Source organism: Streptomyces sp. NPDC008313, from assembly GCF_042956125.1.
Lineage (GTDB): Bacteria > Actinomycetota > Actinomycetes > Streptomycetales > Streptomycetaceae > Streptomyces.
The window spans coordinates 378,137-400,849 of the sequence record NZ_JBIBFR010000001.1; the positions used below are offsets into that span (position 1 = coordinate 378,137).

Genomic DNA, 22,713 nt, shown 5'->3' on the forward strand with positions numbered 1-22,713 from the left:
GTGGCCGCGCGCTCGAACAGCACCAGTTCCTCGCTGTTCTCCTCGCGCTCGTTCAGGAAGCGGACGTGCATACCTTGCCCCGCGCCATGCAAAGCGGCGCCTCAACTGCGTCCAGCACGTCATCGGACCGGTCCAGCGCGGACGCGTCCCCGCCGAACATCGCCGCTTCGAACAGATCTCCCGCACGTTCGATCCAGCCCTGCCCTTGCATACCTCTACCCCTCCCGCTGGACGATTGGCAGGCCGAGGCTATCTCCGCGCCCCGGCGGAAGCCGGGAACTTTTGAACGGCCGCGTTCTCCAGCGCGCCCACCCTGACCGTCGGCTTCTCCCAGAGAGGCTTGCTTGGGCAGTCGAGCCCAGCCGTCCGTGGCTTTCGCAACAGGCCCTAGGGCGGAGCAGCACTGGTCCCGGCGGCGCCCGGTTCGGCGTGGCTAGTTCGGCCCGGCCCGTTCCGCTTCCGGGGCGTCCGGCTCCCCCGGTGTCCCCGTCCCTCCCCGACCCTCCGGTTCTGCGGTCTCCACGCCCCCGGCGTCGTCCGTGTCCTCGCCGCGCGAGGGCGCGGACGGGGTGGGCGGGGCTGACGGGGTGGACGCCTTCCTGAGCGCGGCCCAGCGGGCTTCCGGGGAGAGGTCGTCGTGCCAGGCGGAGGCCTCCGGCCGGCCGGACGGCAGGAAGTCGTACGGCTCGAAGTCGGCCTCCGCCCCTTCGAGGGTCACGGGGTCGTCGTCCGCCCCCGGTTCGGATTCGGCTTCCGGTACGGAGGCGGCCGGCCGGCGCCCGAGTCGCGGCCACTTCCGCGCCCCGGAGGCGTGGGCCTCCCCGGAGGCGTGGGCCGGCGGCGCCGCGTCGGGCGCGGCGCCGGGGACGTCCGGCGTCGCGCACTTCGCGGGGGCGAGATCCGTCGTGCGGGCCAGGGACGGTGTACCCACCCGGGCAGCCCTCCGTCGCGGCATACGCCACGGCCACGCGCGGCGTACCGGCCCCACGGCGTCCCCGGCCGCGACATCCCGGGCGGAGGCGGCCCGGCCGTCCGCCGAGCCCGGCCCCGCCGTGTTCGCCCCGGCACCCTCCGGGCGATCCGGTCGGCCGAGCCCGAACCGGCGCGCCGGGCCCGTACCGGCACCGGCACCGACACCGGCACCGGACGCGGCCGCCCCGGTGGCGGTTCGGGCCGCGCTCGTCCGCAGCCCACGGTGGCGGCAGAAGCGCAGGACAAGGGCCGCGGGGACCCCGGTCAGCGCCGTCCAGGCCGCGGCGGCGGGCCCCGTCTGCCACCACACCGGGCCGAAGTCGGAGAGCACGGCCACGCCGAGCGGACCGCCCGCCAAGGCCGCGAGGAGCGCGAAGGCAGCACCGCACAGCCCGGCCGCCAGCAGCGCCGCGCTCGCCGTCCGGCGGCAGGCCCAGACCGTGTCGGGGTTCGCGGACGCGGGGGCGGCGGCGATCGCGACGAACCAGGCGATCATCACGCCGGCGATCACCGGTACCGCCGTGGCGGCCCAGCCCATCGGCGTTCCGGCGTCCGGCACCGCCGCCAGCAGCGGGAAGGGCGGCAGCAGCGGGCCCGGCGACGCGGCGGACAGCGGGCCCGCCGTGTGACCGGCGCCGAGCGCGAACCCGGGGCCCAGCCCGTACGCCGCCGCCCACACCGCCGCGTTCGGAACCAGTACCGCGCACAGCAGCAGCACGGCGAAGCGGCCCGACCACACGTCCGTCAGCTGGACGAACGCGTCGCGGGCCGCCCCGCCGTGCCACACCAGCGAGACGGCCACGAGCAGGGCGCCGCCCCCGACGAGCACCGCCACCCCGGCCCCGGCCGCCCGTACGGCCGCCACCAGCCGCGCGCCCGCGTCCGCCGCGAAGGCCGCGGACAGGGCGGCGGGGGAACGGCGCGACGCCGGGCAGAGCGTGACGAACGCCCGGCGCAGCGGCGCGGGCAGCGGCCCGTGCGGGCGCCCGTAGGCCGTCCACACCCCGGTGCCCGCCGCCGCCCCGGCGAGCAGCGGAAGGCACAGCACGGCCGACCACCAGTCGGGGCGCAACGGACCGCCCGAGGTGTACAGCGCGGCAGCGGTGCCGACCGTGAGATAGCCCGCGAGGACACTCGCCCACGCGGTGCGGGGCGCGGCCACGGCGTCCGCGTCGGCGGCGTCGCGCGCCGCGCGGTGCAGCAGCCACAGCGGCAGCGCCACCAGGAGCAGCGGGGTGACACCGACCGGCACCGGCGCCCCGGTCAGGGTGTCGGTGCGGGTCAGTTCGACGCCGTGCGCGAGCAGCCACAGGGCGGCGGCCACGTGCAGGGCTCCCTGGGGGCCGTTGTCGGGGTAGGGGGAGCTGACCCACAGGGCCATGACGAGGACGGCGAACGCGCCGAGCCCTAGCCCCGCCGCGAGGACGCCGCCCAGCAGGCCGGTGGTCAGGCCGGGTGATCGTCCCCGCATCCGCGCGAGTACGAGGGACAACGTGGGGCGGCGGCCGGTCATGTGGGTCACGACGGCCATGCTCCCAATGACACCCGCATTCCCGTCGCAACAGGCGCAGCTCGGAAGTGTCGCCCAAAATACGCTTATGTACTTTTCCGTACGCAGGGGCGCCCTGTGAGTCAGAGACGCGCATCTCCACCGTCCTCGGCCGCACCCGCGAGCGTGTCCGTCGAGGTGACGGAATCCGCCGCGGAGAGGGAGCCGGCCGACTCGGCGGAGGCTCCCGTGGTGGTCGAGTCCGCCGGGTCCGCGATCCGGGTGCACCGGCCGGCCCGGGCACCGGCGGACGCGGATGCCCATGACGACGCCGAGGCCGAGGCCGAGGCCGAGGCCGGCTCGGACGCCGACGCCGACGCCGACACCGATTCCGGCTCGGGCTCGGGCTCGGGCTCGGGCTTCGGGCTGACGCCCACTCAGGCGTTCGACGCGCTGTACGCGTTCTGCGCCCCCGCCCTCGTACGGCAGGCCTATCTGCTCACCGGGCGGCGGGAACTGGCCCGGGAGTCCGTGGAGCGGGCCTTCCAGGCGGCCTGGCAGCGGTGGCCCGAGGTGGCCGTCGACCGCGATCCCGGTGGCTGGGTGCGGGCCGTCGCCCACGAGTACGCGCTGTCACCCTGGCACCGGCTGCGCCCGAGCCACCGGCACCCGGAGCCACCGCCCGCCGACGCGGACGACCGTGCGCTGCTCGACGCCCTCCTCGAACTGCCTCCGCCGTACCGCCGCACCCTGCTGCTCTACGACGGCGTCGGCCTCGATCTGCCCGAGACGGCCGCCGAGACCGAGGCCAGCACCCCGGCGACGGCCGGCCGGCTGCTGCACGCCCGCGAGGCCCTCGCGGAACGGCTGCCCGCGCTCGCGACGCCCGCCGAACTGCGGCGGAGGCTGACCGGGCTCGCCTCGGCCGAGCGCCTGAACGCGCCGAAGGCACCGCTCGTACGGTCGGAGGGGGAGCGCCGCGCCCGCCACTGGACGCGCGCGGCCATCGCCGTCACCGTCCTGATCATGGGCGCCACCGCGCTGACCCTCCGCGACGCCCCTGACCACTACGAGGCGCCGGTGGCCCCCGGGGCGACCGTGCGGGGCGTGCCGCCCAAAGCGGCTCCCGGCCCCCTCTCCGAGGACGAGCGGGAACTGCGCGCCAAGCTCAGATCCGAGGCGGCGAGCGGCCCGGAACGGCTCGCCCCCGAGATCCGCTGAGCCCGCCGCCTCCGCCGGACGTCTCCGCCGGACCCGCGGTCGGGCCGTACGCCCGCGACCCGGGGGAACGCGGGCGGGCCCGTACCCCCGAACGCGGGCGGGCCCGTACCCCCGTGAAGGGGTGCGGGCCCGTCCGTGTTCGACGTCACGCCCGGCGTCGCCGCCGGAGGGAGCGTCGGAGCGTCAGCCGGCCAGGATGGCGCGCGCGAGCTTCGCCGTCTCGGTCGGGGTCTTGCCGACCTTGACGCCGGCGGCCTCGAGGGCCTCCTTCTTCGCGGCGGCCGTACCGGAGGAGCCGGAGACGATGGCGCCGGCGTGGCCCATGGTCTTGCCCTCGGGCGCGGTGAAACCGGCGACGTAGCCGACGACCGGCTTCGTCACGTTCTCCTTGATGAAGTCCGCCGCACGCTCCTCGGCGTCGCCGCCGATCTCACCGATCATGACGATCAGGTCGGTGTCGGGGTCGGCCTCGAACGCGGCGAGCGCGTCGATGTGCGTCGTACCGATGACCGGGTCGCCACCGATGCCGACGGCGGACGAGAAGCCGATGTCACGCAGCTCGTACATCATCTGGTACGTCAGCGTGCCGGACTTCGAGACCAGGCCGATGCGGCCCGGCTTCGTGATGTCGCCCGGGATGATGCCGGCGTTGGACTGGCCCGGCGTGATCAGGCCGGGGCAGTTCGGGCCGATGATGCGGGTCTTGTTGCCCTTCGACTTCGCGTACGCCCAGAAGGCGGCGGAGTCGTGGACGGCGATGCCCTCGGTGATGACCACGGCGAGCGGGATCTCGGCGTCGATCGCCTCGACCACGGCGGCCTTCGCGAAGGCCGGCGGCACGAAGAGGACGGACACGTCGGCGCCGGTCTTCTCCATCGCCTCGGCCACCGAGCCGAAGACGGGTACCTCGGTGCCGTCGAAGTCGACGGTCTGGCCGGCCTTGCGCGGGTTCACGCCGCCGACGATGTTCGTGCCGTCACCGAGCATGAGCTTGGTGTGCTTCATACCCGTGGCACCGGTCATGCCCTGGACGATGACCTTGCTGTCCTTGTTGAGGAAAATAGCCATGGCTGTTAGCCCCTCGTCCCTTACTTCGCAGCCGCGAGCTCGGCGGCCTTGTCGGCCGCTCCGTCCATGGTGTCCACGCGCTGCACCAGCGGGTGGTTGGCGTCCGACAGGATCTTGCGACCCAGCTCCGCGTTGTTGCCGTCGAGGCGCACGACCAGCGGCTTGGTGACGTCCTCACCCTTGTCGGCGAGCAGCTGCAGGGCCTGGACGATGCCGTTGGCGACCTCGTCACAGGCGGTGATGCCACCGAAGACGTTGACGAAGACGGACTTGACGTCCGGGTCGCCGAGGATGATCTCGAGGCCGTTGGCCATGACCTGCGCCGAGGCGCCGCCACCGATGTCGAGGAAGTTGGCGGGCTTCACACCGCCGTGCGCCTCACCGGCGTACGCGACGACGTCCAGGGTGCTCATGACGAGACCCGCGCCGTTGCCGATGATGCCGACCTCGCCGTCGAGCTTGACGTAGTTGAGGTTCTTGGCCTTGGCAGCCGCCTCGAGCGGGTTGGCGGCGTCCTTGTCCTCCAGGGCGGCGTGGTCGGCCTGACGGAACTCGGCGTTCGCGTCCAGGGAGACCTTGCCGTCCAGCGCCAGGACGTCACCGGAGGCGACCTTGGCGAGCGGGTTGACCTCGACGAGGAGCGCGTCCTCGGCGACGAAGGTGTCCCACAGGGTCACGAGGACCTCGGCCACCTTCTCGGCCACCTCGGCCGGGAACTTCGCCTGGGCCACGATCTCGCGGGCCTTCTCGATCGACACGCCTTCGACGGCGTCGACCGGGACCTTCGCGAGGGCCTCGGGGGTCTTCTCCGCGACCTCCTCGATGTCCATGCCGCCCTGAACGGACGCCATGGCGAGGAAGGTGCGGTTCGTGCGGTCGAGGAGGTACGAGACGTAGTACTCCTCGGCGATCTCCGGCGCGGTCTCGGCGATCATCACCTTGTGGACCGTGTGGCCCTTGATGTCCATGCCGAGAATGTCCGTCGCGCGGGCGACGGCCTCGTCGGGGGTGGCGGCGAGCTTCACGCCGCCGGCCTTTCCACGGCCTCCGACCTTCACCTGGGCCTTGACGACGGACTTGCCGCCAAGACGCTCGGTCGCCTCGCGGGCTGCCTCAGGCGTGTCGATGACTTCACCGGCCAGCACCGGTACACCGTGCTTGGCGAAGAGGTCCCTCGCCTGGTACTCGAACAGGTCCACGCGCGTCCGTCCCTATCAGTGATCTCGCGGTTCGTTGTCTGCGTGGGCGTGCCGCGAAGGGCAACGTGACGTCCGCTGTCACAAGGGTGGCGCACACGGTGTCCGAGCGCGCGGCATGTCCGTCTCGCAGGTTATCGCCGGTTGCGGTGGGTCCCTAAATCGCAGATCACAGATGAGCGGTGATACCTGTCACAGAGCGGGGCCTCACCCGGCTGGGGTTGGCCCGGTGAGGCCCCTCGCGGAGCCCCTTCCACGGACGGAAGGCGCCCCGGGCGGACGTGCCCCACCCCAATGGGGACCGTCCACCGTCACCCGCGGGGTACCGGCCGGACGGAACCGACGGTTTTCGACCGTCCGGGTTCGCGGCCCCGCGGAGATCTGGGAGATCTGGTCTTTTCTGGTCTGCTCGGTCTGGTCGCTTCGGTGACCGCGGCGTCCGGGAGACGGGAGCGCGCTACGGAGGGAGCGGCTCGGCGGGTTCACGGACAGCGGTCAGCGGTCAGCGGTCCGTGGACAGCGGGCAGACCTGTGCCCTGCCCCCTCGCCCTCGGGCCGTCCTGCGGGACTTGTCCGTGGACATGACCTGTGGGGACGCGAGGGCAGAGGGTCGGTGCGCTAGCCGGGGAATTCGGGGACGTCCCGGTGGCTGTCCCGGGTCTCGCCCGCGGGGGCGACCGCGGCGGCGCCGGGCACGAGCCGCGGCGGCAGGGGGTGGTGCGGGGTGACGCCCTGCGGGTCGCCGTGGCGCGGGGCGCCACTGTCGACGGCCGACTGTCCGCCCAGTTCGCCGGTGGGGTCTCCGCCGGGCGCCCGGTGCGCGGGCGGCTGCCCGGCTCCGGTACCGGTGGCCCCTGGGGCACGGCCCCGGGGCGGCGTCCGCACGAGCGGCGAACCGCCGTCGCCACGCTCGGGCCCGTACGCAGCCGCAGCATCCTCCCCCGCGTCGCTGTCGCTGCCGGACGTGCCGGACGTGGCGTACTCCGGGTCCGTGGCGTCTCCGCCGGGCAGCCCCGGGAGGGAGGGGCGGGAGGGAAGAGAGGGAAGAGAGGGAAGAGAATCCGAATCCGGGGGTCGGGGCAGCCCATCGACCACGGGCAGATCACCGAGCAGGGGCAGATCACCGAGTACGGGCAGGTCGCTGAGCACCGGCAACTCGTCGAGCGCGGGCAGCCGTACCGCCGTTCCGGCCGGCTCGCCGGTCACCGTCTCCACGAGATCACCGACCGGACGCACGAGGCCGCCGGTGACCGGACGTACAAGGCCGTCGGCGACCGGACGTACGAGATGGTCCTCCGCCGGAGACAGGAGGTGGTGGCCGACCGGACGCGGATCGCGGGCGACCGGTTCGACGACGCGATCGGTGACCCGCCGTGCCGCACCGCCCCGTACGCCGCCCTGTACGCCGCCCGTCCGCACGGCACGCTTGCGAGCGTCCTTCTCTCGTACGGCATCCCCGGCAGCCCCGGCGGGGTGTGCCGTCGTGCGGGCGGACGTTGGGGCCGGACGGGACGGCCGGGGCTCGACCGGGTCCTGTGCGGCGGGCCGGACCACTCGGCGCACGACGTCCGTGACGGCGTCGCCGACGTCGAGTCCGGCCGTGTCCCTGACGACCTGTGGGACGACCGCCCCCGGGGGCGCCGACTTCGCGTCCGCCGCGTACGCCTGTCCGCCGCAGAACAGCCCGAGGGCGAACAGGCCGCCCACGAACAGCACCACCCGCAGCGCACGGCGGAGCGACTCCGCGCGCGTCACGCGCGGAGCGGCGCCGGCACCGGACGGGGCGGCTGACAGGACGGCTGACGGGGCCAAGACGGGGAGGGTCCTCCCGTGCGGAACGGGTCGGTACGAGGGGGAAACGCGCGCACCGTATGAAGGCTGTGAAGAAGACGGCCCGATCCTCGCACGGGACTCCCGAGGTTGCGCAAGCCCCCTGTTACCGATGGGTAATCATGTCCGGATTTTCGGCTGTCCTCAGGCGGTGTCCGGTATCGGCAGCGGCCGCTTCTCGATCGCCGCCGCCATCACCTCGGGGAAGAGGTCGGGCGTACAGGCGAAGGCCGGTGCGCCGAGAGCCGCGAGAGCCGCCGCGTGCTCCCTGTCGTACGCGGGCGTCCCTTCGTCGGACAGGGCGAGCAGCGTCACGAACTGCACCCCCGACGCCTTCATCGCCGCGACCCGCTTGAGCATCTCGTCGCGTATGCCTCCCTCGTAGAGGTCGCTGATGAGCACCACGACGGTCTCGGTGGGCCGGGTGATCCGGGACTGGCAGTGCGCGAGCGCCCTGTTGATGTCCGTGCCGCCGCCGAGCTGGGTGCCGAAGAGGACGTCGACCGGATCGTCGAGCTGGTCGGTGAGGTCGACGACCGCCGTGTCGAAGACGACGAGCCGGGTGGACAGGGACCGCATGGAGGCGAGCACGGCACCGAACACCGAGGCGTAGACGACCGACGCCGCCATCGACCCCGACTGGTCGATGCAAAGGACGACTTCCTTCTTCACGGACCGCGAGGCGCGCCCGTACCCGATCAGCCGCTCCGGGACGACGGTCCGGTACTCGGGCAGGTAGTGCTTCAGGTTGGCCGCGATGGTGCGGTTCCAGTCGATGTCGTGGTGGCGGGGTCTGCTGATGCGGGCGCTGCGGTCGAGCGCGCCGGTCAGTGCGGCCCGCGTCCGGCTCGCGAGCCGCTTCTCCAGGTCCTCGACGACCTTGCGCACGACGGCGCGCGCGGTCTCCTTGGTCGTCTCCGGCATCACCTTGTTGAGCGAGAGCAGCGTGCCGACGAGGTGGACGTCGGCCTCCACCGCCTCCAGCATCTCCGGTTCGAGCAGCAGGGCGGAGAGGCCGAGCCGGTCGATGGCGTCGCGTTGCATGACCTGGACGACGGAGGACGGGAAGTACGTGCGGATGTCGCCGAGCCACCGGGCCACGGACGGGGCGGACGCCCCGAGCCCCGCCGACCGGTCGCGTCCGGTGCGCGGTGTGCCGCCCTTTCCGTACAGCGCGGTGAGCGCTCCGTCCATCGCCGCGTCCTGGCCGGTGAGCGCGCACCCGGTCCCGTCCGCCGGGTCACCGCCGAGGACGAGCCGCCAGCGCCGCAGTCTCTCGTCGGCCGTCGATGCGGTCATCGCGTCGCCCCCACAAGGTCGTTGTCGTCGGCCGGGTCCGCTTCGGGCGCGGGCCGGTCCAGGCCCAGCAGCAGGCGCAGCGCCGGAAGGACGGCATCCGCGCGCCCGGTGTCGAGTGCGGGGCCGAAGCCGGGGATGCCGGTGGCGACGGGTGAGCCGCCGTCCGCCCGCGTTTTCGGGCCGCGCCGCACCAGTTCCCCGAGCGTTCTGCGCACCCCCGGCTCGTACGCCGAGAACGTGCGCCGCAGCAGCGGCAGTACGTCGGTGAACGCCTCCGCCGGCACCCCGGTCAGCCACGCGTCCACGAGCCCGAGCAGCCGCTCGTCGTGCACGAGCAGCATCCCGCCCCCGGCGCCTCCCCCGACGAATCCCTCGATCCACGCGGCGGCGTCCCCCGGCGCCGTCCCCGGGGACAGGACGAGTCCCATCAGCCGCGCGGCCTCGTCGTGCGCCAGTCGGCCGTCGTCGAGCAGCAGCCGCACGGACCGTCCCCGGACGACTCCGGGGACGCTGTCCCGTCCGGAGAGCACCGTCAGCACGGCGTGCCAGCGGTCTCGCATCCCCTCGGTGGCGGCAGGGGCCGACGGAGCCTGCCCGTGCCCCGGCGCGGCGGCCGGCCGGGGCCGTTGCCGCTGTGCCTGAGGTTCACCCAGCAGCCCGACGGCCGTGTGGACCGCGTCGACATGGGCGCGCATCTCCTCGGCCGCATCGGCGTCGAGGGCCGCGCAGGCCGGTGGCAGACCGACGAAGATCCGCTCGGCGAGTCCGGCCGCGACGTCCGTCAGCGCGTGCGTGTCCGTGCCGCGCACGTCGCCGTAGCGCAGGGAGCGGACCAGCGCGGGCAGCGCCTGCGCGAGGTGGCCGACGTCGGCGTCCAGGGCGGCCCGGTCGGCGAGGACACGCATCACGACGGGCAGCGCGTCCGGGAGTCCGGCGAGCAGGCACCGCTCGGCGAGCGCCGTGACGTCGGCCAGGGAAGGAGCCATGACCGCGTCGGCCTCGGCCCTGGCCGTCGCGGCGGCGAGCACGGTGGTGCCCCAGACCCCGGCCTCGGCGACCCGCACGGACAGCTCGGGCTCCCAGCGCAGCCGCCAGGTCTCCCGGAAGGTGCCGGTGCTGCCGCGCGAGACGGCGGGCAGGCCCCAGTCGACGCCCAGGAGCCGCAGCCGGTGCAGCAGTCCGCTGCGTCCGGCGTCGGTCTCCTTGCGCAGGTCGAGCTCCAGCTCGCGCTCCGACGCCTCGGGTCTGAGCCTGAGTCCGCGCTGGAGGCGTGCGAGGTCACGCTGCAGCGGTACGGCGGGCGCGTCCTCGGGGACCTCCCCCAGCACGTCGCCGACGACGAGCCGTTCGTGCACGAGGGACAGCGGCACGTCCGATCCGTCGCACATCACGGCCCGTACGGCGTCGGTGGTCTCGGCCAGCCCGGGGAGCGGGCGGCCGCGCATCGCGGCGAGTGTGCCGGCCAGCCGGACCGCCTCGATGACGTGCGCGGACGAGACGGCTCTGCCCTCGTCCCGCAGCAGCCCCGCCACCTTCGTCATCCAGCGCTCGACGGGGCGGTCGGGGGCGCCGAACAGGTGCCCGTACCAACCGGGCGAGTGGATGCCCGCGCCGTATCCACTGGCCCGGGAGAGCCGGCGGTGCGTCCACGGCACCCAGGTCATCTCGGCCTTCACCTTCGGCAGCCCCTTGAGCAGGGCCCGGTCGGCGGCGACGGTGGCCCTCTGCCGCAGCGCGGGCACGTGCCACGCCCCGCACACCACGGCCACGTCGTCCCCGAACTCCCGCCGCGCCGCTCGCAGCCTCAGCCGCATGTGCGCCTCGCGCACCAGGTCCCGGTCGTCTCCCCCGGCCCCGTACGCCTCGCGCAGCGCGGTCATCGCCTCGCCCAGCACGGTGAACGGCACGAACGGGTCGCCTCCCGCGCCCCGGTGTTCGACCACGTCCTCCCACCACCGCTCGGGGTCGTCGTGCCCGGCGGTCTCCGCGAGCACCGCGAGGGGGTCCACCCGGACGGCGTCCACCGCGGCAGCGCCCTCCGGCCCGGGCCCCGCGCCGACGTCCCCCCGCCCCTCCTGCCCCCTGTCGTCCTTCTCCTCCTTCCCGTCCTCCTCCTTCTCGTCCTGCTGCCATACGAGCGTGTGGGTGGCCGGAAGGTCGATGAAGCGGGCGGGGACGTCGTGGCTCAGGGCCCAGCGGATCGCCACCCACTCCGGTGAGAACTCGGCGAACGGCCAGAAGGCCGAGCGGCCGGGCTCGTCCACGGCATGCGCAAGCAGCGCGACGGGCGGCCGCATGTCCTCGTCCGCGGCGAGGGGGATCAGCGCGTCGGCCTCCGGGGGACCCTCGATCAGCACGGCTGCCGGGCGGGCCGCGTCCAGGGCGGCTCGCACGGCCCTCGCGGAACCGGGCCCGTGGTGCCGCACGCCGAGGAGCAGCGGTCCGCCCTCCCTGGTACGGGATGCCGTCATGCGCTGACCTCCCGGCAGGCCCGGTAGAAGTCCTTCCAGCCGTCCCGCTCCCGGACGACCGCCTCCAGGTACTCCTGCCACACGACACGGTCGGCCGCCGGGTCGCGGACGACGGCGCCGAGAATGCCGGCGGCGACGTCACTCGCACGCAGGACGCCGTCACCGAAGTGGGCGGCGAGAGCCAGGCCGTTGGTCACGACGGAGATCGCCTCGGCGGTGGACAGCGTGCCGCTGGGCGACTTGAGCTTCGTGCGGCCGTCGGAGGTGATGCCGTCGCGCAGCTCGCGGAAGACGGTGACGACCCGGCGGATCTCGTCGGCGCCGTCGGGCACCGCGGGCAGGTCGAGGGAGCGGCCGATCTGGTCGACGCGGCGCGAGACGATGTCGACCTCGGCGTCGGCACTCTCCGGCAGGGGCAGCACCACCGTGTTGAAGCGGCGGCGCAGGGCGCTGGAGAGTTCGTTGACCCCCCGGTCGCGGTCGTTGGCGGTCGCGATGAGGTTGAAGCCGCGGACCGCCTGCACCTCCGACCCCAGCTCCGGTATCGGCAGGGTCTTCTCCGACAGAATGGTGATGAGCGTGTCCTGCACGTCGGCGGGGATACGCGTCAACTCCTCCACCCGGGCCGTCATCCCCTCGGCCATGGCCCGCATGACGGGGCTGGGCACGAGCGCGTCGTGGCTGGGACCGTGGGCGAGCAGTCGCGCGTAGTTCCACCCGTACCGGATCGCCTCCTCCGGGGTGCCGGCCGTGCCCTGCACGAGGACCGTCGAGTCGCCGCTGACCGCGGCGGCCAGGTGCTCGGAGACCCAGGTCTTCGCGGTGCCGGGGACACCCAGCAGGAGCAGGGCGCGGTCGGTGGCGAGCGTGGTGACGGCGACCTCGACGATGCGCCGCGGGCCCACGTACTTCGGTGTGATCACCGTGCCGTCCGGCAGGGTGCCGCCCTGGAGGTAGGTCGCCACGGCCCACGGTGACAGCCGCCAGCGGACGGGGCGGGGCCGGTCGTCGTGGGCGGCGAGCGCGGCGAGTTCGGCGGCGAAGGCGTCCTCGGCGTGCGGCCGCAGCGTCTCGCCCGCCTCGCCCGGACCCTTCGCGAGCGCGGGAACGGCCCGGCCTCCGGCCCCGTTCGTATCGGTGGACGTCATGCCGGTGGCCGTCGGGGCGGTGGACGCCGCGTTGGTGGATGTCGGGGTGGTGGACGTGGGTTCGGCAGACACGGACATGGCTAAGGGTCCCCCTCCAGCTCGGCCGGTTCGGATCTGGTTCCACCGTGCACCACGCCACTGACAATCACCTCTGACCTGCACGTTCGTACGCTGGGTGACCGATTGTCAGTGGTGGGACCTACCGTCGGGACCATGACTCAGCAGGGGGTGCGCTGGACCGCGGATCAGGTGCTGGCACTGGCGCCTGACGCGGCGTCGCGCACGGCGGGAAGCAGGCTCGGCGTGGCCGGGCCGTGGTCGGAGGCGGGCAGGGGCGACGAGGGGGCGGTGTGGGGGCTGTGCAAGGGCAGCGGCGGAAAGCCGTATCGGACGGTCGTCGACATCTCGGGCTCCGCGGGCCCCGCCTACAAGTGCAGTTGTCCGAGTCGCAAGTTCCCCTGCAAGCACGCTCTGGGGCTGCTGCTGCTCTGGGCCGGCGACGACGGCGCCGTCCCGGCGGGGCCGGCGCCGGAATGGGCGGAGCAGTGGCTCGCGGGGCGCGGGGCGCGCGCCCCGCGGGAACGGACGGGGGACGCGCCCGGTTCCCCCGCCGCCGATCCGGAGGCGGCGCGGCGCAGGGCGGAGCGGCGGGCCGAGCGCGTCACCGCCGGGGCGACCGAGCTGGAGCAGCGGCTGACCGACCTGCTGCGCGGCGGGCTGGCCTCGGCGGAGCAGGCGGGATACGGGCTGTGGGAGGAGACGGCGGCCCGGATGGTCGACGCCCAGGCGCCCGGACTGGCGTCCCGGGTGCGGGAGTTGGGGGCCGTCCCAGGCTCCGGGCCGGGCTGGCCGGTGCGGCTGCTGGAGGAGTGCGCGCTGGTGCACCTCCTCGACCAGGGCTGGCTGCGCCGTGCCGCGCTGCCGGAAGGACTCGCCGCGACGGTCCGTTCACGGGTCGGGTTGCCCGCCCCGGCGGACGGCCCGCCCGAGCGCGACGACTGGCTGGTCCTCGCCCAGTACGACACGACGGACAGCCGCCTCACCACGCGCAGGATCTGGTTGTACGGCGTGGAGTCGGGGCGCGTCGCGCTGCTCCTCTCCTACGGGGCGGCGGGGCGTGCGCCGGAGCTGACGCTGCCGGTGGGGCTGGCCTTCGAGGCCGAACTGTCGGCATACCCGGGCGCCGGGCGGCTCAGAGCGGCGCTCGGCGAGCGGTTCACGGCACCGGCACCCTCGACGGTACGGCCGGCGGGCGTGACCACGTCGCAGGCGGCCGCCCGGTACGGGGACGCGCTGCGGGAGGACCCTTGGCTCGACGCGTGCCCGGTGACGCTGGCCGGAGTGATACCGACGCCGGACGGTGACGGCTGGCAAGTGGCGGACGCGGACGGTGGCCTGGCGCTGCCGCTCACCCCGTCGGCGTGCGGCCGGTCCGGCCTGTGGCGCCTGGTCGCGCTGTCCGGCGGCACCCCGGTCACGGTCTTCGGGGAGTGCGGCCACCAGGGCTTCACTCCGCTGACGGCCTGGACGGCGGACACGGGAGAGGCGGTCGCCCTGTGCTGACGGCACGGCCCGCCCGGCCCGTTGCGGTCCACGCCGGCACCGGCGCCCCGTCCGCGGACCCGCCCCGCACGGATGACCGGCGAACCGGACCAGAGGGACCAGAGGGACCAGAGGGAACGGGAAGGAGAGGAGCCGCGATGACCAGCGCTTCGACCGCACCGGCTCGCGGGAGAGCCGTGAACGCCGTGGCCGGGGAAGCCGCGGAGGCCGTGGACACGGACGGCGCGGGATCCTGGGAGGAGCTCGTCACCGCCGCGCTGCTCGGCACCGACCGGCGTACGCCACCGGGGGACGCGGCGGGCCGCGAGGCCCCGGTCGCCCTGCTGGACGCGGCCGCCGTGCAGACCGTACGGCGGAGGGCGGGCCTGCGGCCGGCTCCCGCGGCGGCACTGCCGGAGCCCGCCGCGCGGGACGCCCGCCCGGCGCTGCCGCCCGCCGCCGCGCGCCGGCTCACGACACTCCTGGCGAACCGGCCCGGCGCGGGAGGCGGAGGCCGCCGGGGCACCGCACCGGACCTCATGGAGCTGCTGCCGCAGTGGCTGGCCACGGCGAACGCGCACGGGTTCGCGCCGCCCCCCGAATCGCTGCCGGCGCTCCTCGACGCGGCCCGGGGGCGTACGGACCTGCGCCCCGCCGCGCTGGCCTTCGGCGGCCCGCGTGCCCTGTGGCTGGCGCGCCTCAACCCGGACTGGCGGTTCGCGCTGCGCGCCACGCCGGGCGGCGGGGCGGCCCTGCCGGCGCCGGGAGACGCGGAGCGCGTGCGGCGGCTGTGGCAGGAGGGGCTGTTCGCGGAGCGCGTGGCACTGCTCTCCTCCCTGCGAGCGCGCGACCCGGGAGCGGCACGCGAGCTGCTCGCGGCGACCTGGGGGACGGAGCGCGCCGAGGACCGGCTGATGTTCCTCGACTCGCTGCGGACGGGGCTGTGCGCTGCGGACGAGCCGTTCCTGGAGCGGGCGCTCACCGACCGGAGCCGCAACGTGCGCTCCACGGCGGCGGAGTTGCTGTCCGCGCTGCCGGACTCGGCACTGGCCGGGCGGATGGCGGACCGCGCGGGATCCTGCGTGGCCGTCGACCACACGCGCGGCACGCCGACGATCATGGTCGAGGCGCCGCACGAGTGCGACGCCGGCATGGAGCGGGACGGGGTGGTGCCCAAGGCCCCGGCGGGCCGGGGCGCGCGGTCGTGGTGGCTGGGCAAGCTGGTCGAGGCGGCGCCGCTCGCGGCATGGCCCCGGCGGCTCGGAGGGCGTACGCCGGAGGAGATCGTGGCCCTGCCGGTGGCCGACGACTGGCGGGGCGAGCTGCACGCGGCCTGGTGCCGGGCGGCGGTACGGCAGCGCGACCCGGGGTGGGCGCGGGCGCTGCTGGGCATACCGTCCGCCCCCGAGGCGGGCGGGCCGGGGGCGGTGTCACTGGCCGAGCGGGCGAAGCTGCTGGGCACGCTGGGCTCCGTCGAGCGGGCCGAGTGGGTGGCGGGGTTCATCGCCACGCACGGGCTGTCCGAGGCGTTCCAGCTGCTCGGGGTGTGCGCGGTGCCGTGGGCGGGGCCGCTGGGGCGTGCCGTGGTGGACGCGCTCGACATCGCACGGGACGCGGGCAGCTATCCGTGGAGCTTCAGCGGGGTGATGGGCCTCGCGGAGCGGTGCCTGGACCCCGCGGAGGCGGTACGGCTGGACACGCTCACGGCCGTGCCCGACGAGTCGGAGGACGCGTCACCGGGGGCCGGAGGGTACTGGTCCGAGGCGTTCCAGCGCCTCGTCACCACCTTGCGTCTGCGCGCCGCCATCCAGGCGGAACTCACACCCCCGTGAGACGCCCGCGCCGTCTCGCCGCGTGCCTCTCGCCGACCGACGGTGCCCCTCGGGGACCGGCGGCCGCCCCCGCACGGGACGCGGCGCGCTGCTCCACCGGGCCCCGCCGCACCGGTGGGACCCGCTCCGCCCACGGGCGCCGGGGGCTGTCCGGCGCCCCGCCGGATGCGGAGGAGTTACGCCTCGGCCGGCTGGCGGACGTTCGCGTTCACCCAGTCGACGATGGACGCCGTGGTGGCACCCGGGGTGAAGATCTCCGCGACGCCCTTCTCCTTGAGCGGGGCGATGTCGGCCTCGGGGATGATGCCGCCCCCGAAGACCTTGATGTCCTCGGCGTCGCGCTCCTTGAGCAGCTCTATCACCGCCGCGAACAGCGTGTTGTGGGCGCCGGACAGGATCGAGAGCCCGATCGCGTCGGCGTCCTCCTGGATCGCGGTGTCGACGATCTGCTCCGGCGTCTGATGCAAGCCGGTGTAGATGACCTCCATACCGGCGTCGCGGAGCGCCCGCGCGATCACCTTCGCCCCGCGATCGTGGCCGTCGAGCCCCGGCTTGGCCACCACCACGCGGATCGGACCGGCTGCCACACCCATCACTGCCTCCATGAACCGACTACACCATCCCGTACCGACACGTATCGCACATTCCGCCACTCGTCGCGCCGGACGTGCCCGGCGGGCACGGCCCCCGGGTCTGCGCCCGGTAAGTGAACGAACGTTATCGCCAGGATCCCGCAACCGGCAGTTTCGCGGTGGAGACCGAGGGGGAAATCACACGGTGGGACACGTTCGCACCGACGCGGCGTACGGACCGCGGCCAGGACAACGTGCGCGAGAAGAGCCGTTGAAAGGTGGCGAGAAGTGCTCACCGTAGTGACGACGGCACCGTTCGTCACCGCCGCGGTCGCGGCCCCGTAGCGCCCACCGGCACCCCACCCGCCGCGGGCGTCTCACCGGCCACCGCCACGGCTCTCCGCAGAGGGCACACGGGGACGCAGCCGTCCTCACGCGTGCCGACGGGAGGTCGGCCATGAAGGTCACCCGGGCAGGATTCCTTCTTCCGTTCCGCCAGAGCCTCGTTCCGCGCAGACTGGCGGGCCTGTCGGTGGCGCTCTTGAAGGCGACGGCCCTGGAGGTCGCGATCCTCGCCGGGCACCTGTTCCTCTACCCCTCGGGCATCGCCCAGGAGCGGCGCCCCGGCGGCCGGGCCGAGCCCCCGGGGGACGGGACGGCAGCACTGCCCACCGCGGCCAGACCTCCCGTCGTCCTGCTGCACGGGTTCATCGACAACCGGTCGGTCTTCTTGCTGCTGCGCCGCTCACTGGCCCAGCACGGCAGGCAGCAGGTCGAGTCTCTGAACTACTCGCCGCTGACCTGCGACATCCGCACCGCCGCCGAGCTGCTCGGCCGGCACATCGAGGAGATCTGTGAGCGCACCGGCCACGACCGCGTGGACGTCGTCGGACACAGCCTCGGCGGACTGATCGCCCGCTACTACGTGCAGCGTCTCGGCGGCGACACCCATGTGCGCACACTCGTCACCCTGGGGACCCCGCACGCCGGAACCCGGGTGGTGCCGCTGCTGAACGCCCACCCGATCGTGCGCCAGATGCGGCCGGGTTCGGAGGTTCTGAGGGAGCTGGCCCTGCCCGCGCCCGGCTGCCGTACGTACTTCGTGAGCTTCTGGAGCGACCTCGATCATGTGATGGACCCGCTGGAGACCGCCCGTCTGGACCATCCCGACCTCCTCGGGCACAGCGTGCGGGTGAGCGGTATCGGCCATCTCGCGCTGCCGGTCCATCCGGCGGTGGCGGCCGGCATACGCCAGGCGCTCGAAAGCGAGACGCAGGCCGACGTCGCACGCGACGCCCTGCCCGGCCGGGCGGGTTAGACGCCCACCACCCGGCCACAACGAGCTCCTGAGCCCCTCAGCTATTCGAACAATCATCGAACGCAGGGCCAAGGTCGCGCCCGCAGTTCCCCGAAACACGGCCGAATGCCCTTTTCCCGCAGGCGTGAAACCTGCCGAAGATTGTCGCGCCCACGTACCGCCGGGTACAGTCACCGCACTGCTCTGCCAGCCCCTGTTGTCGAGGCGAAAGAGAAGTTGGTGAACGACCGTCACCCGTCGGGGACCGAGACGTCCCCGGCCCCGGCTTCCGATGCCGCCCAGGCGCCCTATGCGTCGTACGGCGGACAGGAAGCCCAGTACGGCGACTTCACCGCCTACGACGGCTATGCCGCCACGGGTGTCTACGCGACCGCGCACCTCGGCACCCCGCCCGACGGCACCCAGGTCTTCCCGGGACAGTCCTTCGGTACCCAGACTTTCGAGGCGCAGACCTACGAGGCGCAGAACTACGACAATCAGGGTTACGGCGCCGACCCGCTCTACGGCAACCTGCCGGGCACGGGGGCGAGTTTGTACGGTGACACCGGGGCGTACGCCGAGGCCGGCGCGTACGACACCACCGGTTCCTACGGCACCACCGGTTCCTACGACGCAACCGGTTCCTACGACGCAACCGGCTCGTACGACACCACCGGTTCGTACGACACCACGGGCACCTACGACGCGACCCAGTGGGGCACCGGCAGTCTCCAGACCGCGCAGCCCGACCCGTACGCGGCCCAGCATCAGGCGGCCTACGACACCGGGCACTACGAGACGACGAGTTGGGCGACCGGCTACCAGCAGCTCGCCGACATCCCGGCGCAGCACCCGAGCCCCGAGACCGGCCAGTGGGACGCGAGCGCGTGGCTCGCCCCCGGGGAGGACGGGGCCGCCGAGCCGGACCGGACACAGCAGTGGGGCACGCTCCCCCAGGCCGGCGACACCGGCGCGTACGACGCAACGCAGTGGAACACCGCCGAGCCGGCTTCCGAGTCCGAACCGGAGCCGGTGCCCTTCGACCAACTGGCGACCGCCACCTTCGACCAGGTCGCCCACGACCGGGCCGACTCCGAAGAGACCGGCCGCGAAGACGGCTTCACCGCCGGTGAGCCCGGCGCCGTGCTGCTCGACGGCGTGGAGGAGATCACCCCCGCCCCGACCCGCGCGGCCTCCCGTTCCGCGTCCCGTTCCCGGCGCCGCGCGCCCGCGAAACGTTCCGCCCTGCTGACCGTCGCCGTGCCCTCCGCCTGTGTGATGGGGGTCGCCGGTATCGCCGCCGCGTCCGTCGGTGTGGTCGGCGGGGACAACGGCAAGGAGACCTCGGCCAGCGCCGTGGACCCCAGTTCGGTGAAACCGTCCGCCGCCAACAACAAGCTGGACACCCAGCTCGAGAGCCTCTCCGCCGGCGCCGACGACTTCGCCGACCGCGCGAGCCGCACCCAGGAGCGCATCGACCTCAAGGCAGAACAGGCGGCCGAGAAGAAGCAGGCCGCCGAAGAGGCGGCGCGCAAGGAGCGGCTGCGCCCGAAGTTCGCGCTCCCCGTGACGCGCCACGGCCTCAGCGCCTACTACGGCCAGTCGGGCGTCAACTGGATGTCCGTGCACACCGGCATCGACTTCCCGGTCTCGTACGGTACGACGGTGATGGCCGCGACCGACGGGACCGTGCGGACGCAGTTCAACTCCGCGTACGGGAACATGGCGATCATCACCGCCAAGGACGGCACGGAGACCTGGTACTGCCACCTCTCCAGCTACAAGGTCCCCTCGGGCACCACGGTGAAGGCCGGTGAGCCCATCGCGTTCTCCGGGAAATCCGGCAACTCCACCGGGCCGCACCTGCACTTCGAGGTGCGCCCGGCCGGCGGTTCGGCGATCGACCCGCTGCCGTGGCTGCGCAGCCACGGACTCGACCCCACCTGACGACTCCCGGCCGGCCGGCCGCACGGTCCCCCGCCACGCTGTGCGCGAGGGGACCGACGCGTCAGCGCTCCCGCCCGCTCAGAGCTTCTCCACCGGCGCGTACCGCAGCAGCAGCCGCTTCGGCTTCGGGTCGCCGAAGTCGATCGTCGCCTCCGTGTTCGCTCCGGTGCCCTTCACCCCGACGACCGTGCCGAGGCCGAACTGGTCGTGGGTGACGCGGTCGCCGACGGCCAGCGCGACCACGGGCCGCTCGACCGCTCCGCCCCGGCGCGTCGCGAAACCGGACGCACCCGAGGCCGCCGAACGGGAGCGGGAGGACGACAGGGAGGCGGCGATGCCCGAAACCGGACCGGACGCCTGCGAGGGCATCGAGCCCGTCCGCTTCCACCGCACATGGGTGTCCGGGATCTCCTCCAGGAAACGGGACGGCGGGTTGTACGAGGGCTGCCCCCACGCGCTGCGCATCGAGGACCGGGTCAGATAGAGCCGTTCCCGCGCGCGGGTGATGCCCACGTACGCGAGACGCCGCTCCTCCTCCAGCTCCTTGGTCTGCCCGAGGGCCCGCATGTGCGGGAAGACGCCGTCCTCCATGCCGGTCAGGAAGACGACCGGGAACTCCAGGCCCTTGGCGGTGTGCAGGGTCATCAGGGTGATGACGCCGTTGCCGTCCTCCTCGTCGGGGATCTGGTCGGAGTCCGCGACGAGCGCGACCCGCTCCAGGAAGTCGGAGAGCCCGCCCGGCGGCGCGACGCCCGCCCCCTCGCCGGTGTCCTCACCCGCGCCGCCCGCGCCGGTCTCGCCGGTCTCCTGCTCGAACTCCAGGGCGACGGCGGCGAGTTCCTGGAGGTTCTCGATGCGTGTCTCGTCCTGCGGATCGGTCGAGGCCTGCAGCTCGGCGAGGTAGCCGGTGCGTTCGAGGACCGCCTCCAGGACCGTGGCCGGGCCCGCGCCCGACTCGGCGATCGTCCGCAGGTCCTCCATCAGCGTGTTGAACCGCTTGACCGCGTTCGTGGACCGGGCCGCCATGCCGTACGCCTCGTCGACCCGGCGCAGCGCCTGCGCGAAGCTGATCTTCTCGCGCTGCGCGAGCGCGTCGATCATCGCCTCGGCGCGGTCGCCGATCCCGCGCTTGGGCACGTTCAGGATGCGGCGCAGCGGGACGGAGTCCTCCGGGTTGGAGAGCACCCGCAGGTAGGCGAGGACGTCCCGGACCTCCTTGCGCTCGTAGAAGCGGACGCCGCCGACGACCTTGTACGGCAGGCCGACGCGGATGAAGACCTCTTCGAAGACACGGGACTGGGCGTTCGTCCGGTAGAAGACGGCGACGTCCCCGGCCTTGGCGTCGCCCGCGTCGGTGAGACGGTCTATCTCGTCGGCGACGAACTGCGCCTCGTCGTGCTCGGTGTCGGCGACGTAGCCCGTGATGTTCGAACCGGCGCCCGCGTTGGTCCACAGGTTCTTGGGGCGGCGCGACTCGTTGCGCTCGATGACCGCGTTGGCCGCGCTGAGGATGGTCTGCGTGGAGCGGTAGTTCTGCTCCAGCAGGATCGTCGTCGCGTCCGGGTAGTCCTCCTCGAACTGGAGGATGTTGCGGATCGTCGCGCCGCGGAAGGCGTAGATCGACTGGTCGGCGTCGCCCACGACGCACAGCTCGGCGGGCGGCACCTCGGCCTCGGGCGGCACGTCGACGGGGCGCTCCGAGGGGGTGCCGACCAGCTCGCGGACCAGGGCGTACTGGGCGTGGTTGGTGTCCTGGTACTCGTCGACCAGGACGTGCCGGAAGCGGCGGCGGTAGTGCTCGGCGACGTCCGGGAAGGCGCGCAGCAGGTTGACCGTGGTCATGATCAGGTCGTCGAAGTCCAGCGCGTTCGCCTCGCGCAGCCGCGACTGGTACATGGCGTACGCCTGGGCGAGCGTCTTCTCGAACCCTCCCCCGGATTCCGTCTGGGAGGCGCTCCCGGCGACCTGGGCGGCGAAGTCCTCCTCGTCGATCAGCTCGTTCTTCAGGTTGCTGATCTTGGCGCTGAAGGACTTCGGCGGGAAGCGCTTCGGGTCGAGGTCCAGGTCACGGCAGACCAGCGCCATGAGGCGCTTGGAGTCGGCGGCGTCGTAGATCGAGAACGACGAGGTGAAGCCGAGCCTCTTGGACTCGCGGCGCAGGATCCGCACGCACGCGCTGTGGAAGGTCATCACCCACATCGCGTGGGCGCGCGGGCCGACGAGCTGCTCGACGCGCTCCTTCATCTCCCCGGCGGCCTTGTTCGTGAAGGTGATCGCGAGGATCTGGCCGGGGTGGACGCCGCGGTCGCCGAGCAGGTGCGCGATGCGGTGCGTGAGCACACGGGTCTTGCCGGAACCTGCCCCGGCCACGATGAGCAGCGGGGAGCCGGAGTGCACGACGGCGGCCCGCTGGTTCTCGTTCAGCCCGTCCAGGAGCGCCGCAGGGTCCACCACGGGGCGCGGGGCACCGTCGCGGTAGTGGGTGTCCCGGGCCGGCGGCACGTCGAAGCGGCCGCCGAACAGGTCGTCCGGAAGCGGCTCCGGGGCTTCGTCCTCGGGCGGCGGAGGCGGTCCCTCGTGCGCCCTCGAGGGCTTGAGGTCCGCCAGGAAGCTGTCGTCAAAGAGGCTGCTCATCGCTCTCCGAGTCTAGGCGCCCCCACTGACACCCCGTGGCCACCCCGGAAACCTCGCGGGATTCCCCGGGCCCGCGGCCGCACGCCGACCGCTCACGACCTGCGCCGCCCGGGTCACGCAGGGCGATCAAATCGTCCGCGACCGGCCGAGGTCACGAAAATGTATCGGGCATATCACGCACCGACCTTCACAGGG

14 protein-coding genes are annotated in these 22,713 nt (G+C 73.5%); 5 read left to right on the forward strand and 9 right to left on the reverse strand.

What is annotated here, in order from left to right:
- Positions 1–433: 433 nt before the first annotated feature.
- On the reverse strand, positions 434–2,503 hold the full coding sequence (locus ACFY93_RS01755) for a DUF6350 family protein (RefSeq protein WP_391352658.1): 2,070 nt from the start codon (positions 2,501–2,503) through the stop codon (positions 434–436).
- A 156-nt stretch (positions 2,504–2,659) separates the two neighbouring features.
- Between ACFY93_RS01755 and ACFY93_RS01760 the strand changes: the two genes are divergently transcribed.
- Entirely contained in the window at positions 2,660–3,682 is a 1,023-nt protein-coding gene (locus ACFY93_RS01760) for an RNA polymerase sigma factor (RefSeq protein ID WP_391352660.1), read from the forward strand.
- A gap of 183 nt (positions 3,683–3,865) precedes the next feature.
- On the opposite strand, the gene sucD is transcribed toward ACFY93_RS01760, so the two are convergent.
- The 6 genes from sucD to ACFY93_RS01790 form a co-directional block, all read right to left on the reverse strand.
- A complete protein-coding gene (gene sucD, locus ACFY93_RS01765; RefSeq protein WP_391352662.1) occupies positions 3,866–4,750 on the reverse strand; it encodes a succinate--CoA ligase subunit alpha in 885 nt (294 codons plus the stop codon).
- A gap of 20 nt (positions 4,751–4,770) precedes the next feature.
- On the reverse strand, positions 4,771–5,949 hold the full coding sequence (gene sucC / locus ACFY93_RS01770) for an ADP-forming succinate--CoA ligase subunit beta (RefSeq protein WP_391352664.1): 1,179 nt from the start codon (positions 5,947–5,949) through the stop codon (positions 4,771–4,773).
- Positions 5,950–6,564: 615 nt separating this feature from the next.
- On the reverse strand, positions 6,565–7,701 hold the full coding sequence (locus tag ACFY93_RS01775) for a hypothetical protein (protein ID WP_391352666.1): 1,137 nt from the start codon (positions 7,699–7,701) through the stop codon (positions 6,565–6,567).
- Between the two features lie 219 nt (positions 7,702–7,920).
- Complete coding sequence (locus tag ACFY93_RS01780; protein WP_391352668.1) at positions 7,921–9,075, reverse strand: VWA domain-containing protein; 1,155 nt, start codon at positions 9,073–9,075, stop codon at positions 7,921–7,923.
- A complete protein-coding gene (locus tag ACFY93_RS01785) occupies positions 9,072–11,546 on the reverse strand; it encodes a DUF5682 family protein (RefSeq protein ID WP_391352670.1) in 2,475 nt (824 codons plus the stop codon). The genes ACFY93_RS01780 and ACFY93_RS01785 overlap by 4 nt, the downstream gene beginning before the upstream one ends.
- Positions 11,543–12,766, reverse strand: a complete 1,224-nt coding sequence (locus ACFY93_RS01790) for an AAA family ATPase (RefSeq protein ID WP_391352961.1) — start codon at positions 12,764–12,766, stop codon at positions 11,543–11,545. The genes ACFY93_RS01785 and ACFY93_RS01790 overlap by 4 nt, the downstream gene beginning before the upstream one ends.
- Positions 12,767–12,907: 141 nt before the next feature.
- On the opposite strand from ACFY93_RS01790, the gene ACFY93_RS01795 reads away from it, so the two are divergent.
- The gene (locus ACFY93_RS01795) at positions 12,908–14,257 is read left to right on the forward strand and encodes an SWIM zinc finger family protein (RefSeq protein ID WP_391352672.1); all 1,350 of its coding nucleotides are present in this window, start codon (positions 12,908–12,910) and stop codon (positions 14,255–14,257) included.
- Between the two features lie 137 nt (positions 14,258–14,394).
- Positions 14,395–16,068, forward strand: a complete 1,674-nt coding sequence (locus tag ACFY93_RS01800; RefSeq protein WP_391352674.1) for a DUF5691 domain-containing protein — start codon at positions 14,395–14,397, stop codon at positions 16,066–16,068.
- Between the two features lie 176 nt (positions 16,069–16,244).
- Here the strand turns inward: ACFY93_RS01800 and ACFY93_RS01805 are convergent, their stop codons facing one another.
- Positions 16,245–16,661, reverse strand: coding sequence for a cobalamin-dependent protein (locus ACFY93_RS01805; RefSeq protein ID WP_391352676.1), 417 nt, complete (start codon positions 16,659–16,661; stop codon positions 16,245–16,247).
- 436 nt (positions 16,662–17,097) lie between these two features.
- Here ACFY93_RS01805 and ACFY93_RS01810 point away from each other — a divergent pair, with 436 nt between their 5' ends.
- Together ACFY93_RS01810 and ACFY93_RS01815 are read left to right on the forward strand one after the other, a co-directional pair.
- Complete coding sequence (locus ACFY93_RS01810; protein WP_391352678.1) at positions 17,098–17,958, forward strand: alpha/beta fold hydrolase; 861 nt, start codon at positions 17,098–17,100, stop codon at positions 17,956–17,958.
- Between the two features lie 219 nt (positions 17,959–18,177).
- Positions 18,178–19,884 (forward strand): peptidoglycan DD-metalloendopeptidase family protein, encoded by a 1,707-nt coding sequence (locus ACFY93_RS01815; protein ID WP_391352680.1) that lies wholly within the window; start codon positions 18,178–18,180, stop codon positions 19,882–19,884.
- 78 nt (positions 19,885–19,962) lie between these two features.
- Here the strand turns inward: ACFY93_RS01815 and pcrA are convergent, their stop codons facing one another.
- A complete protein-coding gene (pcrA, locus tag ACFY93_RS01820) occupies positions 19,963–22,518 on the reverse strand; it encodes a DNA helicase PcrA (protein WP_391352682.1) in 2,556 nt (851 codons plus the stop codon).
- Between the last annotated feature and the right edge of the window lie 195 nt (positions 22,519–22,713).